A 17,236-nucleotide genomic window follows, 5' to 3' on the forward strand; every position below is an offset into this window, starting at 1 on the left:
GCCCGGGACGGCGGGGCGCGCCCGTCCCGGGTCAGAACGACGTCAGGGTCAGGAACCGCTCCACCACGACCGCCAGCGCGGCCGCCGTCATCAGCAGGCCGACCACCATCAGCCTGCGCCGCCCGCTGGACGCCCGATCCGGGGCGCGCAGCCGTGCCAGCTCGGCGGCGAACAACGTCGCCACGGCCAGGGCCAGCGCGACCAGGCCGAGCGGCGTCCACGGCGTCGACCGGTCGCCGACCAGCGTCATCGCCGTCGGCGGCGGGATCTCGGCCCCCCTCGGGTACGAGCGCAGCGTGTAGATCGCCGCGTCGGCGTTGGAGTACACCCGCTTCAGGCTCGTGGAGGCCTCCAGCGCCGCGCGGAAGCGCTTCCCCCAGTCGGAGGAGAAGCCGTGGTTCAGCTCCAGGTACGCCGCCTGCCCCCGGCTGGTGATCACGAAGGTGTTGGCCGCCTTCGAGCGCAACGCCGTCAGCACCCCGCTGAGGTCCTCCGGGTTCTTGGTGACCAGCGCCTGGTCGTACTCCACCCGGTCGATGTCCCGCTCGCGCCACGGGATCGTCGGCGTGACCTCCTCGCCGATGACCGGCACCAGGTACAGCAGGCGGGCGCTCGGCCGGTCGTGGGCGTAGACGTAGTCCATGGCCGCGGCCTCGCCCGTGGTGACGCGCTCGAACTTCTCGTTGCCGTACCGCGCCACCAGGAACGCCACCGCCAGCACCAGCGCCGTCCCCGCCGCCAGCACCGCCGAGATCTTCCGCGTCGTGCCCGGGGACGGCCGCAGCGAGCGGCGGCCGATGGGCACCGTCTCGCCCTCGCGCGCGTCCGCCGTGTGCGCGGGCAGGTTCGGGAAGAACGCGTACGCGCCGAGGATGCAGGCCGCGGGCAGCGCGAACATGTACACGCGCAGGCCGATCTCGCCGCCGTAGCTCTGCAGGCCGAGGGCCAGCACGGGCACGCACAGCAGCACCAGCGCGCTGCGGTCGCCCACCCCGCGCCGCAGCCGCCGCAGCAGGCCCGTCGCGGCGAACGCGAGGATCACGCCGCAGATCGCCAGCCGCACCTTGAGCACGATGGCGTGCTGGGGGTTGGTGCCCGCCAGCCGGTCGCCGGTGTTCTCCTGGAGGTTCGCGAAGATCTTGCCGATGCCGCCGAACAACTCGTCGATGCGGCCGCTCCAGAACGGCGTCGCCTGGTAGTTGATCCAGGCGATGACGATCAGGCCGAAGAACACCGGAAGCGCCAGAGACAGCGTGCTGCGTCGCAGCAGGATCAGCCCCGTCAGCGCGCCCAGCATCATGAACGGCGTGATCTGGTGGGTGGCCGTCGTCGCCACGAAGATGCCGACCACGAGGGTCAGCAGCACGACGCGGTCGGTCACCGTCGTCGGCCTCGCCGGCAGCTCGCCCGGCGCGAGCCCGTCCAGGCGGGCCAGAGTCCGCCGCAGGAAGCCCTTGGCGGGCAGCGGCGCCGTCCTCGGCTCCGCGCGGCCGAACCAGCGCATCAGGATCGCGATGAAGACCAGGTACAGCGCGTAGGTGAAGCCCTGGGGCGAGAAGTAGTCCTGGCCGATCCACTGGACGAGGACGAACAGCAGCGCGGCGAACCAGCGCGCCCGCGTCGTCGCGACGAGCCGGCGCAGGATCAGCACGAACGGCAGCAGGTACAGCAGGTTCGACAGGAACGGCGTCCACTTCAGGACGAGCGACGGGTCGTCGATGCCCGCCGCGCGCAGCACGAAGCCGAACAGCGCGAAGAAACCCGGCCAGGCGAACCGCGCGTCCAGGCCGGGCAGGGCCTCGCCGACGCGGCCGATGTACTCGGCGAAGCCCGCGTGCACCCAGGCGGTATGAAAGCGGGGCTCGGGCTCGATCAGCGCCGCCGCGCCGTGCAGGGTGAAGGTGATCGCGCCGAGCTGGAGGAGCAGCAGGCCCTTGCGGTCGGTGTTCTGCGTCAGCGTGACGAAGAACGAGACGATGATCAGGGCGATCGCGGCGAAGGCGGTCACCGGGAGCACCGAGATCAGGCCGAGGCCGTCGATCTTGTCGAGGTCGACGCCGCGCATGGGGCCGTACGGCACGCGCATCGCCAGCACGTACATGACCAGGCCCTCGACGGTCAGCAACGGCGGCAGCCACGTGGCCGCGCTCGCCACCAGCCGCGCCACCGGGGACGTCGCCGCCGCGGGTGCCTGCCGCGCCGCGCCGCCGTTGGCGCTCGCCTTGGCGCCGCTCGTCGTGGCGGGGACGACGCTGCCCGTGCCTCCCTTGCCCGCCCCACCCTTGGCCGGTCCGCTCCTGCCCGCGCCTCCCTTGCCGGGCCTGCTCTTGGCGGACTTACCCTTGCCCGGCGCGCCCATGGGCGAGCCGCTCGTGGCGGGGTTTCCCCTGGCGGGTCGCATGCCGGCCTCGGGGTGCGGCGCGGTGTCCGGTTCGATGGGCTCGCGCGTGGCGAGCACCTGCCGGACGTACCTGCGGGGCGCCGTGGCCTCGTACCACTCCAGGTCCGACATGGAATCGAGGTCGGAGGCGTGCTGAGCCCGGGGTTCCGGCTCGGGGGCGGTCCTGGAACCCGTGCCGGGCTCCGCACCGGAGCCGCCCGCCTCGGGCGTCGGCGCAGGCTCCTCGGGCTCGGACTTCCCGGGCTCGGACAGCGGCTTGGACACCGGCTCGGACAGCGGCTTGGAATCGGAGTCGGGCTGGGGCTTGGAGCCGGGCTTCGCGTCCGGCGCGGGCGTCGGTGCGGAGTTCGCCAGGAGCTCCGACACCACCGACACGGAGATCACCTGGGTGTCGTCGTCCTGGACGTCGTCCGGCGAGCCCTGCGCGGCGGACGCGGCGGACGCCGTGGTCGTGGTGGCCGTGGCGTCTACCTCCGCCTCCTGCCCGGCCCCCTTGGCCGCCTCGTCCCGCTGCGCCGCGTCACCCGTCCGTTGCCTCACGTTGACCATGATGCGGCCTCTGGCGTGTCGCGCGCGCCAGACGATTGCGGCGTTTCCACGTGATTAAGAATTTTCCGGAGCCCGCCGAAAATCAGCAGAGCCACCAGAACCTCGCTGAAGAGCAGCCCCCACCCGACGGACGCGATGCCCGCCACCGGCAGCAGGAGGACCGACGAGGACAGCACGAGCACGGCGAGCCCGATCTGCACCAATGCCAGCGTCCGGGCCTTGCTCTGGGCGCGCTGCGCGCTCAGGTAGATCTCGATGAGCACGCGCGGCAGCACGGCGAGCGCCATGAGCCTGAGCAGCGGCGTGCCGTGCTCGGAGAACCCGGGACCGAACACCGAGAGGATCAGCGGCGCCGCGATGAAGGTCACGACCGCGACCGGCCCGATGATGAGGTACGCGCGGCGTAACGCCTGGCGGCAGTTCGCGGCCAGCCGCGACCGCTCGGTGGACCCCTCGACGGTCAGCGACGTGGCCATGTTGATGGCCAGCAGCTCGATCATCGCCCCCAGCGTCTGGGCCATGGCGAAGTAGCCGAACAGCTCACCGCTCACCCGCGAGGCGACGTACACCGGCAGGAAGTACACGATGGCCAGCACCGAGAACGCCCCGGGGTAGTCGCCGGCCAGGAAGCGGCCGATCTCCCGCAGCCCGGGCGGGCGGCTGTCCTCGGGCGCGCGGCGGGCGTGCCGGGGGACCAGCACGCCGAAGATGAAGAAGTTGACCGGCACCAGCGCGAGCGCGGTGGGCACGATCCAGGAGACGTACACGCCGTCGTCGGGCAGGGCCCCGGCCAGCGCGACCAGCAGCCCCATCTTGACCAGGCCGAAGCACACGCTGTTCACCGGCACCCAGACCGCCTTGCGCAGCCCGGCCAGCGCGACGTCCTGCAACGTGAAGACCGACCAGATCGCCACCGACGCCAGGAAGAACAACCCGGGCCCGGCGCCGGCCAGCTTGGCGTAGTTCTCGCCCCAGAACGGCAGCGTGAGCAGGAACCCTCCGGCGGCGACCACCGCCGTCAGGGTGGCGATCAGGTAGCCGCGGCCGATGAGCGCGCCGGTGCGTCTGCCCGCCACGGGGATGAACCGCGCCAGCGCGCCGGTCAGCCCGAGGGCCGTGAGCCCCGCGAACAGCCGCATCGCGGTGATCAGGGCCTGGCTGCGCCCGAAGTCCTCCGGGGAGTACAGGCGGGCGGCGAGCAGCCAGTAGCCCATGCCGAGGACGGCCGTGACCCCGGTGTTGGCCATCAGGGCGTAGCCGTTGAGGAAGAGCGGGTTGCGCAGGTCGCGCATGAGCCGCCGTCGCAGGCTCGCCAGCCGTCCCTCCTCCCCGCCGTCCTTCCGGTCCCGCCGTCCGCCGGCCATGGTGGTGGTCACGGCCGTCTCACCCCCCTCGTCGACGCCAGGCGTCGCCCCCGCGGTCGCGTCACTCACGCCCGACCACGTGGCGGAGGCCGTACCGCGTCCGGCGCACCACCGCGTACCCCTTGGTCAGCGCGTGTTCCTTCATGTAGATGATCGGGACGCCCCGCCCCTCGACCGCGCGCCGGAAGCGGTCCATGGTCGTGGACCGGCCGACGGTGAGCCGGGAAAGCGCCATGACGTCGTCGGTGTCGCCCGCCAGCGAGTTGGCGACCGCGCACGCCGCCCAGTAGCCCGCCTTGCGCACCTCCCTGCGCACCCGGGCGCTGGAGTAGCCGTACGGGTAGGCCATGGTGGCGACCGGGCGCCCCACCTTGTCCTCCAGCAGGGCCTTGTTGCGGCGCAGCTCCTGGCGCAGCACGGCGTCGGGGAGCTGATCTAGCTGGGGGTGGCTGTGGCTGTGCCCGGCGATCTCGATGCCGCAGGACGCGGCCTCGCGGGCCTGGCTCCAGCTCAGCATGCGGTCGAGCGGCTTGCCGGCGGCGTCCGGGCCCGCGTCGTCCACCCACCCGCTGGTGAGGAACACCGTCGCGGGTAAGCCCAGCCGTTCGAGGACGGGCAGCGCGTGTTCGTGGAAGTCGGCGTACCCGTCGTCGAACGTGACGACCACGGGCCGCTCGGGGGCCGGGGCCCCGCCGGTGCCGTACTGCGAGGCGACCAGGTCGGCGAGCGTGAGGGGGGTGAACCCGCGGTCCTTCAGGTAGGTCATCTGGGCTTCGAACACCGACGTGCGCACCGCCAGCGGCCGGGTGGCGCTGTTGGGGCGGTCGGTGATGGAGTGGTACATGAGGATCGGCACGCGCATCAAACGATCACCGTTCGTGTTCCGTGGATCGCCCGGCCCGGGCGCCGCGCAGGCGCAGCCGGGCCGTCCCGACCGCGTACCCCCACGAGGTCCAGGCCAGGCCTGTGACGATCGCCCCCGCCCTGCCGAGGCCCGACGGGTCGCCCCGCAGCGCGTCCCGCACGCCGCGCAGCGCCCCGAGCGGCAGCACCTTCATCGCGTGGGCGCGCTCGCTGGACAGCCCGTCGCCCGCGCCCACGCTGTGCGCCACCAGCGCCTTGGACAGCCCCTCGGCGTAGCAGCGGGAGCGGAAGTAGCGGAACGTGGCCCGGGCGGCGGGCACCCGGTGGCCGATCACGGCCCCGGGCTCGAACATCATGACCGACCCCGGCCTGCGCTGGGAGAGCCTGATGCAGAACTCGGTCTCCTCACAGCCCAGCGGACGGCTCTTGCGGCCCTGGACGCTGCGGCCGATGCCGGTGTGGAACCCGCCGACGTCGCCCACGACGTGCTTGCGGAAGGCCGCGTTGCCCCCCATCACGTTGCGGATGGCCTTGCGCTCGGCGGGCAGGCCGCGATACGTGCAGCCGATGGTCCAGTCGAACTCCTCGGGGAACCATCGCGGCCTGCGGCCGGTGTCCCACAGCGGCCGGGTCAGGCCGCCGACTCCCACGACGGCCGGATCCTGCGACATCGCCTCCTCGAACGCCGCGAGCCAGCCGGGATCGGCCACCGCGTCGTCGTCGAGGAACGCCACGACGTCGCCGGAGGCGGTCGCCGCCCCGGTGTTCTTGCCGCCGGACAGTCCCTTGGCGTGGTTGTTCTCCACGACGATCGCGTCGGCGTACTCCCGCTTGAGCCTGAGGTGCAGGTCGGGGTTGTAGTCGACGACGAGGATCAGTTCGTGCGGCGGGCGGGTCTGGCCGCGCACCGACTCGACGGCGGTCCTGATGTCGTCCCACCGGTCTTCCGTGTAGACACAGATGACGACGGAGATGTTCATCGCCGTTATGCCGCGCCCTGGTCGGCGGCCGGCTGGGCCGACGGGGCCGGCGCGGGCTGCAGCGCGGGACGCCGCCACTCGCGCATGATCGTCTTGAGCACCCGCCACCCGTCGCGGACCACGCGCAGGTTGCTCTCGCCGTGGATGCGGCACCGCTCGTGGCTCGGCACCTCGTGCACGCGCAGACCCGCCTTGGCCGCCCGGATGTTCAGGACGGTCTCGACCTCGAACCCCTCGCAGTCGAGGTCGAGGACCTCGAGGTGGCGCGCCCAGAAGGCGTTGTAGCCGTAGCACAGGTCGGTGTACCGGGTTCCGTAGATCCAGTTCACCAGCGAGCGCAGGACGCTGTTGCCGAGGCGCCGGCTGAAGGTCAGGTCGTCGCTGCCCCCGCCGCTCGCGTACCGGGAGCCCTTGACGAAGTCGGCGCCGGTGACCAGCGCGCCGACGAACTGGATGATCTCGCGGCCGTCGGTCGAGCCGTCGGCGTCGATCATCACGATGATGTCCCCGGTGCACTCGGCGAAGCCCGTGCGCAGGGCGTCCCCCTTGCCCTTGCCACGCTGCTGCACGACGCGCAGGTTCGGGCGCAGGCGGCGGGCCACCGCGACGGTGTCGTCGGTGGAGTTGCCGTCCACGAGGACGATCTCGTGGACCCAGTGCGGCAGCGTGGCGAAGACGTGCGGAAGGTTCTCCGCCTCGTTCATGGCCGGGACGACCACGCTGACCGTGGGAGATATGGCCAGGTGCGGGGTCACCGGCGTGAAACGCTCCACTGCCGGCAAGGGCCTCAGGGGGTGCACCTGAGGTTTCCCGTTGTGCTTGGTGATCTCGGGACTCATTTTGAGGGATGTCCTTCCGGGCGGTCTGACATCGGCGGCGACTGCCAATAGGACCGGCGCGACTGGACGGAGAGGGTGCTCTCCGCCCCGGTCATAGATAGGGATCAGCTCTGGCGAGGGGGGAACGCCTGTCAGCGCGCCCCCGAGGGTTCCTTTTCGACTGCTGCGGGGTGGAGGGATGTGCGGACCCGTCCGAACCCCTTCAGCAGGCGATCGGCCAGCCGGTAGAGCGACGGGCGATCGACGACGATGCTGCGTGCCTTGTTCACCGGCGTCCGGCCCATCCAGTGAACGGCCGCGGTCGCCGAGGGCCGGGCGACCCTGCCTTCGGTGACGTGGATCGTGCCGTTCTTCAGCCAGCCTTTGTACTCTCTGCCACCCTTGCCCATGTCGACTTGGCCCAGGCCGTGAGAGGCGGCCTGCTCCGCCATGTGCAAGTGGTGCATTATCCCGGGGGAGTACCGGGCGAATTCGGGGTCGTAGGCGGGGAACCATCCGACCAGCGTGGTGGGGGTGCGCAGCCCGAAGTGCCCGGCGACGGGGGTGTCGCCGGCGTAGAGCATGGTGAGGACGCCCGCGAACGCCGGGGAGTCGCAGGCGTGCATCTCTTCGAGCAGCTCGACGATCCACGGCTGGGCGAAACGGTCGACCCGGCCCGTCCTGCGGTACTGGTCGGACTTCCATCCGGTCAGGACGCGCATGGCGGCCGGGTCGGTGGCGCCCCACTCCAGGTGGACCACGCCGTGCTCGCGGGCGAGCTTGCGTTCCTTGTAGCGGACCGTCTTGTAGTTCTTCGGGGAGTTGGCGCGGACGTACTCGATGTACGCGTCGTAGCCCTTGGTGAGGTCCATCAACGGCACGGGCCTCACCGCCGACTCATGCGGCGACCACGTGCGCTGGCCGGCCACCATGTGGTCGAAATTGAAGACCGACAGGCCGCAGGCCCGCAGCAGATGACGGGCGGGCACGTCCAGGTCGGGTTCGGCGATCAGCCCGTGGCAGGTGGTCAGCCAGCTCCCGAGGGGCTTGCCGATGCCGAAGGCGTGCCGCTCGAACGGGAGGTACCCCACCACCTTGCCCTGGTCCTCGATCACCGCGACGCGGACGTAGGGACGGAGCCGGCCGAGGGCCAGGGTGAACTCGACCGAGAGGAACGGGTTGTCCAGGGAGGGGGACGCGCTCTGCAGATCGCGCCACCGGGCGAGCTCCGACCGTCCGAGCTCTCCGGGCCGGATGACCGTCACGTTCACCTTGACCCGGCCCCCTGTTCTGTGTGCGCACTGCCGTTCCCCCGGTACAGCGACCGAAGCACCCACATGAACCCACCGAGGACGGCGACGGTGGCCACTCCCGCGCGAGGAGACCACGCGTTGAACATCAGCATGGCTTCGGCTAAGAGAACGTTTATAACGAGACTTGCCGCGGCGCCCACCGTTAGAGCCGCGAGAGGGTCACGATCACGCAACAGTCCCACGACCGACGCGCCCGGCACCACCAAAAGGAACAACGCAGTGAGAATCGGGCGTGCTGGAGTCTGGATGTCGGCGAGCGCGATCACCGCTCCCGCGGCGCACGCGAGCACCAGCACCCATCTGAGCACCGCCCTGTTCGTACGCATGTCTCCTGGCTCCGCTGGTCAAGGCCGACTGAAAGACGCGGTTGATCGCTGCTCTCATAGGACCAACGACGCTACGCGACCGTCAATGCCGACGCCCTAACCTGGTCACTGGTTTACAGCGCCGAAGGCAAGAAGCGTTGTGTGATCGACCACGCCACCTCCACTGTTCTCCTGATGCCCTTGAGGCTATCGGGATGTTAGGGGCTGGGGTGCTTTACAACCGTACCGTTGGTACGCCCCAAAGGTGGAGTCCGGGTGGGATCAGGGTGGGTTCAGTCCGGCCCCCCGGACGACTCCTCGGGCGGCGCGCCGGTCGGGGACGGCTCGGCGGTCGGCGTCTGGTCCGGCGGCGGATCGGACGCCGGAGGCATGTCCTGTCCCTCCCAGGAGACGGTGCACGACACCCCGCCCACGGCCGAGCTCAGCGTCACCGTCCCCTGCCCGGCCTGGGCGGGGTCGGTGGCCGAGACCGACAGCCGGGCCTTGACACCGGACGCCAGCACACCGTTCGCGGGCGACACCGCGAGCCCACCGCCCGCGGACGCCCGCCAGGAGACGGCGCCGCCCCGGGCCGAGACGAGGATCACACCCGCGCCCGCGTCGAGCCCCTTCGGGCAGGAGACGACGAGCTTGGCCGGGGACCCCGGCGGACGGCGCGTCGGAGCGCGCGAGGCGGGGGTCCTCGGCGCGGTCGACGACGCCGCCGGGGCCTGCGCCGCGCTGGACGACGAGCGCACGGCCTCCGGCTTCGGGCTCGCCGCGCGCGAGGGCTCCGCGGCCGGGGCGGCGTCCGTCGGCTCGGGGGCGTAGCTGATCTGGAGCTCCTGCGGGGTACGGCTCGGGAAACGCAGGGTCTGGGGCACCCCCTGCCGGTGGCTCGCGTCCTGGCCGGTCACGACGACCATCGCGCCGGTCGCGAGCAGTGCGCAGGCGATCGTGGCGAAGACGGGGGTCCTGCGCGAGTTCCTGCGCGCCGTCCCGCCCCCGCGCCGCCGCGCGCGCCCGTTCCCGCGGCTCGGCGCCTCCTCCCGCGCCCCGGCGAGGGAGTACCGGGCGGTGTCCCTGGGGCTCTCGCCCGCCCGCGTCCCGTGTCGGGGGGTGTCGGCGTGAAGGGGCGGCGGGGGAACGATGCGCGGGGCGCGCGTGCCGTGCCGGGGCGTCTCGTCGTGCGCCGCGAACCCGTGCGCGGGCGTGCCCGGCTGGTCCACATGGTCCATGCGGTCTCTGCGGTTCGCCGAGTCCGCGGTACGCCGGTCGGCCCTCGGCGCCTTGGCGCGGCGGTCGCTCCCGACCGGCGGGAAGCCGTTCTTGTCGAGGACGCCCGCCGCCGGCATGATCGCCGCGCGGACCGCGTCCCGCTCCGTCCGCGCGCAGGTCTCGGCGACCCGGCGGCGCAGGGACAGCGGCGGGAAGGCGACCGGGATGGTGTCGAGCAGGCGCTCGGCCGACACCCGGCGGTGGCGGCCCTCGGTGCACTCCTTGCAGCCGGTGATGTGCCGGACGAGCCGCCGCCGCAGCGGCTGCGGCAGGGGGCCGTCGATGGAGTCGAGTATGGCCGACAGGTCCGGGCAGTGGGCCCGGCCGGTCCGCGCGAGGATCACCGCGGCGGCGGCGTTCTCCAGATGGTCGGTGGCCCGGGCGAGCTTCGCGGCGATCTGGCGCGAGGTCAGTCCCGTGACGGTGCAGACCTCGGAGGTGCTCAGCCCGTGCCGGACGGCGAGGAACAGCACCTCACGCTCTTTCTGCCCCAGTTCGGCCCTGGATTCGCGCACGATGGCCGCGAGCTCCGGATCGTCCGCGTCCCCGGCGAGGCCGTCGAGCGCCGTCCCGTGGGGCGGGGTGCGCCCCTGGCGTGCCGTGCACTGGTAGCGCGTGAGCGCGTACAGCCAGGCGCGCAACCGGACGGGCTCGCGTAGCGCGCCGGCGCGGCCGTGGGCCGTGACGAACGCGTCGTGCACCGCGCTCGCGGCGGCGTCGGGGTCGTCGAGCAGTGAACTGGCGTAGTCGTTGAGTCGGTCGGCGTAGCTGTCATAAAGGCCGTCCACCGCGCGGCTTTCCGCACGGCGAAGGGCCTCCGCCAGCCGTTGGTCGTCGGTCCGGCCGACGCTCGGCCATCCGGGCACGAATATTCCTCCCCGCAGGACGGGAACCTGGCTCTTGGTCGCACATGCACGCGAGAATCTCTCCTGCCCGCGCCAGTCCCCACACGCGTAGGACGCCCATTCTCCCTGAGGGGTTCACCCGGAATTGCTTGATAATCAGCGGGTATGACCTGGGAAAACAGGGTCTCAAGGGACTGGTGTAACTGGTGGTACGTGGGCGCGCGGGTGAGGCGGCGACCGGCGACGCGCGGCGCGGCGTCCGGTGGCGAGGCGCGCTCACCGAGCGCCCAGAGGAGCGGGAGGACCCTGAGCACCTGGAGGTTTCAGGAAACACAGAGGAAGTCGAGCACATCGAGAACTAATAGAACACACAAAAAAAGGAAATGCCCGGCTCCTGTGCACCTGAATGCCGGAACCGGGCGGTCCGTAAATTAACTGCCGTCCGTAATCCCCTACTGCTGCTGGCCGCCGCCGTTGCAGTTGGGGGCGCACAGGCGGCGGGAGATGCCCTCCAGGAACACCTTGCGGATCTCCAGGGCGTTGCGGGGGAAGAACGCCTGCCCCTGCGTCGCCTGGGCGATCGCCTGCATCTGCTTGCGGCCCGCCGCGTCGTTCGCGCCGAGCGCGACGATGATGATGCTGATCGGCTGCGTCTCGTCGAACTCGGCGCGCAGCTTCTTCAGGATCTCGCTGTTGGAGATGCCGCCCTCGGGGTCGTCGTTGCCGACGCCGTCGGTGAACACCAGGATCGTGTTGATCTTGTCGGCCTCGTACTCGGCCTTCATCTTGTCGTAGGCGGCGGCGAGCGTGTCGTTGAGCCCGGTGTCACCGGTCGCCTTGGCCTTCATCCGCGCGAACGACTGGATCAGGACGTCCCGGCGCGTGACACCATTGATCTTGGCGCTCAGCGGGCCGACGGGCACCGCCTCGCGGTAGTCGACGCCCTTGCCGTTCAGGTTCGTGGAGAAGATCCAGGTGCCGGCCTCGGTCTTGTCCGGGAACAGCTTCAGCCCCTCGATCGCGGTCTGCCCGATGAGCTGCATGCGCGTGACGGGCGCGCCGACCGCTGGCAGCGCCATCGTGCCCGAGATGTCCATCAGGGCGAGCAGACGGCCGCCGAGTTTGAGCCGGGACCACGCCTGCGACAGCTTGGCCACCGAGGCCGCGTCCGGGATCTTGATGTTGCGCGGCGTCGCGGGGTTCAGCCCGTTGGCCTGGCTGATCTCGCCGCCGCCCTTGCCGTCCGGCGTGCGGAAGCCGTACTCGCGGATCGTCTTCTTGGCGCTCGCGCTCTCCAGCGCGGCCGCGAACTTCTCGGCGGCGTCGCGGGCGGCCTGCTCCTTGGCGGTCACGACGACCGGGTAGTCCAGGCTGATCGTGCCCTCGGCCGGGTACAGCGCGACGACCGACGACGGCTTGTTCTTGGTGTTGAACGACCACACGCCCTGCTCGGACGCGATGCCGATCGGCGCGCGGGCCGAGTGCTTGGCCATGGTGGCGAACATGTTCGCCGGGCTGCTCACCGCGCTCTCGGAGAGCTGCCGCAGCACGCCCACGAGCTGATCTTCGCCGGAGCCCGCCGCCTTCAGCACGCCCGCGCCGGCCAGGATCGCGCCGAGGCCGGCCGCGTTGAGCGTCGGGTCCAGGGGCAGGATGCGGACGTTACGGCCGATGCCGTCCGGGGTGGCCGCGTTGGCGGCCGACATCAGGCCGCTCCAGCTCGGCTCGCCGAACGCGTTCTTCAGCTTCTCGACGACGGGCTTGGGCGCCGCCAGCACCACGGGGGAGCGGGCCACCGAGCCGGCCGGCGCGGGGACGCCCTCGCCCTTGGACGAGGCGCGCAACTTGGACACCCAGAGGCTGGAGTCGGGGATCCACACGTCGGCGTCGAACTTGCCGCTCGTCGCGCCGGAGTTCGCGATGGAGTTGGCGACGTCGGCGGGGTCGGCGTCCGACACCGTGACCGCGACGCCGCCGCCGCAGTCGGCGGGCGTCTTGGGCGACTTGTTGTAGCTCGCCGCGATCTTGGCGATGGCGGGCTCGATGTCGGGGGAGGCCACCACCCGCAGGGAGGTCGTCTTGCCCGCGGCGGCCTGGCCGTCGGCGCAGGTCTTGTCCCGGCTCATGATGACGTACGCGGCGACGCCCAGCAGCACCGCTAGCGCGACGGCGCCCGCTAGCGGCACCAGTACCTTGCCCCGGCTCGCCCGGCGGCGGCCCGACGGCTCGTGATAAGGGTTGTAGCCGCCCTCAAGCTCGTCTGTGCGGTGGCGTCCGCCCACGTTGTCCTCTTAGGGTGTTCGATCTTTTCCCGGTCTCGGCGCGCTAGCAGCGACCATATAGCGAGAGCCGGGGTAATGCTCACGGAACCATAGCGTTCGGGACTAATTGGGCAAAACCGATCACTTGCAGCAGTGATTACGGTACGTATCCGTAACCGGCGACTATGAAGACATAAATGCGATACATCTTGACTTGGTGGAAACGCGATGTAACGTGTCTCCCGGGATCGCACGTGCGCCGGACGGGGCCGGCGCGACAGGCCGGGGGTAGGGCTCATGTCAACGATGATCGAACCCAGCGAGGCCCAGTCCCTCGCCGCCCACCCCTGCCCACCTCGCACCGCCCCGGCCCCCTCCAGCGCGCCCGCCCAGACCACGACCGCCGACACCGCCCGCCCCCAGGCGGTGTTTCGCGGCGGTCCGCAGGACATCGTGTGCGGTGAGGCGCGTCCTGACCTTCTGATGATGCGGTTGGCGAGCGCCCGATGCCCCGACGAGGTGCGGCGGGCGCTCAGGAGCTGCGCGTGCGTGCGGGAGGTCGTGGTCTCCGGGCGCGACTGCAGGGCCCTGGCCGACCCCGGCACCGCGCCCCGCGTGGCCGACGCGCTGCGGGCCGAGGGCCTGCCGCTCGCCGTGGTGGTGCTTCAGTGGGGACAGCAGTGGCCGCGCCAGGTGTTGCGACCCTCGCGCACGGCGACCACCGCCAGCGCCAGCGCGACGGCCGGATCGACCCACCACCAGCCCAGCGACGTCGCCGCCTGGCCCGCTAAGACGCCGCCCGCCATCAGGGCGCACAACAGGTTCTGGCTGCCCTCGCCCGTGGTGGCCGCCGAGCCCAGCCGGGCGCCGAGCCGGCGTTTGGCCAGCCCGAGCACCGGCATGCTCACCAGGCTGATCGTGGTCACGACGGCGCCGAGCGCCGTGGGCGCCGCCCGCTCACCCGCCACCACGTCGTAGACCACGTGCAGCACCAGGTAGGGCGCGAGGATCCAGAAGCTGACCGCCACGGCCTTGCGCGCGTGATGCTCGGCCTCGGGGGAGCCGAGCCGCGACCCGGTGAAACGCCAGACCACGATGAGCCCGGCCAGCGCCTCGCCCAGGGACGACCAGCCCCAGCCGATCAGCGCGACCGAATGGGCCGACAGGCCCGCCGCGAGCCCGAGCGTGCTCTCGACGCCGAGCCATGCCAGCGTCACCAGCGAGAGCGCCCTCGCCCGGCGCGCGTCGCGCACCCACGACTCCGGAAGGACGGCGGGACGCGCGTCTGTACCAAGATCTGGCACCATGGCCCCCGATCGTTGAGAAGCCGTTGCAAACGCGCTCCGTAGCCTATCGGTTACCGGATGTGCCGAACCGGCCCCGCGTGAAAGCTGTGGACAACCGCCGCTTATCCACAGGCGCCCACGAGCGAGGAGAGTCCCGTGCCGTTCACCCCGAGCCACGTCGCCGCGGTGATCCCCCTGATCTCCTCCACACGGGTGCGCCGGGTGCTGGACCCGTGGGCGCTCGCCGTTGGGTCGATGGTCCCCGACCTGCCGATGTTCCTCCCCTACCTCGACGCCTACACCCGCTGGCACTCGCCGATCGGCATCGTCACCGACGACGTCGCGGCGACGTTCGTGCTGCTCGCCCTCTTCTCGCTGGTGTTCCGCGACCCGCTCACCGCCCTGCTGCCGCGCCCGATGGCCGCGCGGGTCGCCGCCATGCCGGGCCCGTCCTGGCGCCGGTTCCCCGCCATCGCCCTCGGCGCCGCGGTCGGCGCGGCCACCCACGTGGCCTGGGACTCCTTCACCCACGAATGGGGCGCCGCGTTCTGGGGCTGGCACTGGATGACCGCCCCCGTGTTCGGCTGGGTCCCCGGCTACCGGCTGGCGCAGTACATATGCTCGGTCCTCGGCCTGGTCGTGATCGCCTGGTGGGCCGCACGAGGCCTGCGCTCCCCTGGAACGCCTTCGATACCGCGCTCGTCTGGAACGATCCCGGTGCCGCCGCGCTCCCCTGAACCGCTCCTGGCGCCGCAGGGATCATCTGACAGGGTCGCCGTGCCGTCGGGATCATCTGACGTGGTCGCCGTATCGCCGGGATCGCCCGGGTCGGTCGCCGCGCCGCTGCGATCGCCCGGGACGGCCGCCCTGCCGCCGCGTCTCGCGATGCCGGAGAAGCTGCGCTGGGGCGTGCTCGCCTGCACCGGCATCGGCGCGTGCTGCGCGGCCGCCGTCTGGCCCCTCGTCGACCCGCCGAACCCGGCCTTCGGCTGGGCACACGTCGTCACCAGGATCGGCGTCGGCCTGGTGATCGGCTTCTGCGCCGTCCTCACCGCGTACGCCACCCTCTGGCAACTCACCCGCGCCCTCCGCGCGCCCCGCGCCTGAGCCCACCACAAGCCGGGCCCGCAGTCCTTGGAGATGGGCCTCGCCAGTGCTCGGGCTGTGTTTTCCAGGAGCCTCCGGCCCCGAGGGGCACCCCCTCGGACTCCCCATCCCCTTACTCGTGAGCGTCGTCACAGGGAGGGAATCGCGCCCGCCGAACGCCTGCGCCTGGCGCCGGTAACCTTGCTCGACCGCTGGCCTGGTGAAACATCCGAAAAGAACCAGGGCCCCGTCCGATGGACGAGGCCCACGCCCACCCATCGAAATGGATGGGGCAACTGAGGCAAGTAAACCGCTCCCGGTCCGTGTCCGTCAACTAACTCAAAGTCACAGAGTCGGGGTGGCGTGCTCCGCTGTACGCCATGCTGTGGCAGATCACGCGAACCACACGCCTGCGCCGTTCCTGAGCCAACCAGGAAGAGTCGCGTCCGCAGTCCTTGGAGATGGGCCTCGCGGAGCTCAGGCTGTGTTTTCCGGGGGGCCTCCGGCCCCGAGGGTTTCCCCTCGGACTCCCCATCTCGCATTCGCGACCTGGAACATCAGGTGCATTGCCGAGGCGCGAACGCCTACCTCTACTGTCGGTGACATGGCGGTCGCCCACTGCAAGTGGTGTGACGCCTCCTCCATTAGACGAAACTCCGAGAAAGGAACGTGATGGAGAGTCCGACGATCCGGCCCTGGGGTCTGAGCCGGATGACCGAACGTCTTCCGCCCGCCCCGCTCCCATACGCGACGACATCGTTCGATCCCACCAGTCAGCTCACGCTCTTCTGCGACGCGCAGGGCGCGATCGTGGACATGGGCAAAGACGGCACCAGCAGGTCGTTCGTCACCGCCACGGTGTCGAAAGGCGGCGGCCAGGACGGGTCGAGCGGAGCTTCTCAGGTGGCGGACGACTCCAACAACGACTCCGCGTCGGACTAGAGCGGCCGCAGTGATCCGTGATCTCCGGGCGTGCTCGCCTGCACCGCTGCCAGCGCGTGCTCGCGGCCGGGTCCACCCGCTGGTGTTTGCGTGCCTGTCCTGTAGTGGCTTGGCGCGCTATTGCCGCTTACTGGGCGAGGAAGCCCCCGTCGACGGGCAGCGCCACTCCGGTCACGAAGCCGGCATCCTCCGATGCGAGGAAGGCGACGCCGGCCGCGATCTCCTCCGGCTTGGCCAGACGTCCCATAGGGATCGGCTCGGCCAGCTTGGCCTTCTCGGCCTCCACATCGGCTGCGTCGCCGATCAGTGCGTTGAGCAGGGGGGTGTCGCAGTCGGAGGGACAGATGGCGTTGACGCGGATGCCCTTGGTGGCGTACTGGATCGCCATGTGGCGGGTCAGGTTCAGCACTGCGCCCTTCGACGCGTCGTAGGCGCATTCGTCCGGCAGAGCGGTGAATCCGAACACCGAGGCGATGTTGACGATTGCGCCGCCGCCGGAGTTCAGGATCGCGGGGACACCGTGCTTTCCTGTCAGGAACTGGCTCTTGACGTTGACCGCCATGACACGGTCCCAGTCGTCCTCCGAGCACGCGACGACGTCGCCTTCGGCGGCGAGGATGCCGGCGGCGTTGACGATCACGTTCAGCCCGCCGAGGGCTTCGACCGTCTGTGCGACGGCGGCGGCCACCTGCTCGTTGGATGCGACGTCACACTCGACCGCGACCGCGTTACCGCCGGCCGCTTCGATGGTCTTGGCGGTCTCCTCGGCGGCTGCGCGGCGAATGTCCACGACGGCGATCTTGGCGCCCTCGTCGGCCAGGCGCAGCGCGCAGGCCTGGCCGATGCCGGAGCCGGCGCCGGTCACGAAGGCTACTTTTCCATTCAGTCCACGCATGATGTCTCCTTGTTGATAACGGGGTTGATAACGGGGTGTCCGGGCATCG

The 17,236-nt window shown here is 71.0% G+C and carries 13 protein-coding genes; 2 read left to right on the plus strand and 11 right to left on the minus strand.

The genetic code is table 11. The features are described 5' to 3' along the window. Positions 1 to 31: 31 nt before the first annotated feature. The 10 genes from AB0H21_RS06655 to AB0H21_RS06700 all read right to left on the minus strand — a co-directional run bounded on the left by AB0H21_RS06655 (position 32) and on the right by AB0H21_RS06700 (position 14,285). The gene (locus AB0H21_RS06655) at positions 32 to 2,941 is read right to left on the minus strand and encodes a hypothetical protein (protein ID WP_358512769.1); all 2,910 of its coding nucleotides are present in this window, start codon (positions 2,939 to 2,941) and stop codon (positions 32 to 34) included. Then, the gene (locus AB0H21_RS06660; RefSeq protein ID WP_358512771.1) at positions 2,938 to 4,383 is read right to left on the minus strand and encodes a hypothetical protein; all 1,446 of its coding nucleotides are present in this window, start codon (positions 4,381 to 4,383) and stop codon (positions 2,938 to 2,940) included. Before AB0H21_RS06660 ends, AB0H21_RS06655 begins: the two co-directional genes overlap by 4 nt. Beyond that, positions 4,376 to 5,176, minus strand: coding sequence for a polysaccharide deacetylase family protein (locus tag AB0H21_RS06665; RefSeq protein ID WP_358512773.1), 801 nt, complete (start codon positions 5,174 to 5,176; stop codon positions 4,376 to 4,378). Before AB0H21_RS06665 ends, AB0H21_RS06660 begins: the two co-directional genes overlap by 8 nt. A 7-nt stretch (positions 5,177 to 5,183) precedes the next feature. Then, positions 5,184 to 6,158, minus strand: coding sequence for a glycosyltransferase family 2 protein (locus AB0H21_RS06670; protein WP_358512775.1), 975 nt, complete (start codon positions 6,156 to 6,158; stop codon positions 5,184 to 5,186). Between the two features lie 5 nt (positions 6,159 to 6,163). Then, positions 6,164 to 6,997, minus strand: a complete 834-nt coding sequence (locus AB0H21_RS06675) for a glycosyltransferase family 2 protein (RefSeq protein WP_358512777.1) — start codon at positions 6,995 to 6,997, stop codon at positions 6,164 to 6,166. 131 nt (positions 6,998 to 7,128) lie between these two features. Continuing rightward, positions 7,129 to 8,241: a GNAT family N-acetyltransferase gene (locus AB0H21_RS06680; protein WP_358512779.1), complete on the minus strand. Its 1,113-nt coding sequence runs from the start codon at positions 8,239 to 8,241 to the stop codon at positions 7,129 to 7,131. 2 nt (positions 8,242 to 8,243) lie between these two features. Next, positions 8,244 to 8,615 (minus strand): hypothetical protein, encoded by a 372-nt coding sequence (locus AB0H21_RS06685; RefSeq protein ID WP_358512781.1) that lies wholly within the window; start codon positions 8,613 to 8,615, stop codon positions 8,244 to 8,246. A 272-nt stretch (positions 8,616 to 8,887) separates the two neighbouring features. Continuing rightward, complete coding sequence (locus tag AB0H21_RS06690; protein WP_358512783.1) at positions 8,888 to 10,738, minus strand: hypothetical protein; 1,851 nt, start codon at positions 10,736 to 10,738, stop codon at positions 8,888 to 8,890. A 431-nt stretch (positions 10,739 to 11,169) separates the two neighbouring features. Next, on the minus strand, positions 11,170 to 12,999 hold the full coding sequence (locus tag AB0H21_RS06695; protein ID WP_358512785.1) for a substrate-binding and VWA domain-containing protein: 1,830 nt from the start codon (positions 12,997 to 12,999) through the stop codon (positions 11,170 to 11,172). Positions 13,000 to 13,643: 644 nt separating this feature from the next. Then, on the minus strand, positions 13,644 to 14,285 hold the full coding sequence (locus tag AB0H21_RS06700; RefSeq protein WP_358512787.1) for a cation transporter: 642 nt from the start codon (positions 14,283 to 14,285) through the stop codon (positions 13,644 to 13,646). 135 nt (positions 14,286 to 14,420) lie between these two features. On the opposite strand from AB0H21_RS06700, the gene AB0H21_RS06705 reads away from it, so the two are divergent. Both AB0H21_RS06705 and tgmA read left to right on the plus strand, forming a co-directional pair. Beyond that, positions 14,421 to 15,371, plus strand: a complete 951-nt coding sequence (locus tag AB0H21_RS06705) for a DUF4184 family protein (RefSeq protein ID WP_358512789.1) — start codon at positions 14,421 to 14,423, stop codon at positions 15,369 to 15,371. 651 nt (positions 15,372 to 16,022) lie between these two features. Then, positions 16,023 to 16,292, plus strand: a complete 270-nt coding sequence (tgmA, locus tag AB0H21_RS06710; protein ID WP_358512791.1) for a putative ATP-grasp-modified RiPP — start codon at positions 16,023 to 16,025, stop codon at positions 16,290 to 16,292. Positions 16,293 to 16,419: 127 nt separating this feature from the next. Here the strand turns inward: tgmA and AB0H21_RS06715 are convergent, their stop codons facing one another. Beyond that, positions 16,420 to 17,187 carry an SDR family oxidoreductase gene (locus AB0H21_RS06715; protein ID WP_358512793.1) on the minus strand — a complete coding sequence of 256 codons (768 nt, stop codon included), beginning with the start codon at positions 17,185 to 17,187 and terminating at the stop codon, positions 16,420 to 16,422. Positions 17,188 to 17,236: the final 49 nt, after the last annotated feature.

Source organism: Sphaerisporangium sp. NPDC051011 (assembly GCF_040653595.1).
GTDB lineage: Bacteria > Actinomycetota > Actinomycetes > Streptosporangiales > Streptosporangiaceae > Sphaerisporangium.

Excerpts from the sequence above, each read along its gene's own strand:
- AB0H21_RS06665 (WP_358512773.1), bottom strand. The coding sequence starts at position 5,176 with ATGCGCGTGCCGATCCTCATGTACCACTCCATCACCGACCGCCCCAAC.
- AB0H21_RS06670 (WP_358512775.1), bottom strand. The coding sequence starts at position 6,158 with ATGAACATCTCCGTCGTCATCTGTGTCTACACGGAAGACCGGTGGGAC.
- AB0H21_RS06675 (WP_358512777.1), bottom strand. The coding sequence starts at position 6,997 with ATGAGTCCCGAGATCACCAAGCACAACGGGAAACCTCAGGTGCACCCC.
- AB0H21_RS06685 (WP_358512781.1), bottom strand. The coding sequence starts at position 8,615 with ATGCGTACGAACAGGGCGGTGCTCAGATGGGTGCTGGTGCTCGCGTGC.
- AB0H21_RS06700 (WP_358512787.1), bottom strand. The coding sequence starts at position 14,285 with ATGGTGCCAGATCTTGGTACAGACGCGCGTCCCGCCGTCCTTCCGGAG.
- tgmA (WP_358512791.1), top strand. The coding sequence starts at position 16,023 with ATGGAGAGTCCGACGATCCGGCCCTGGGGTCTGAGCCGGATGACCGAA.
- AB0H21_RS06715 (WP_358512793.1), bottom strand. The coding sequence starts at position 17,187 with ATGCGTGGACTGAATGGAAAAGTAGCCTTCGTGACCGGCGCCGGCTCC.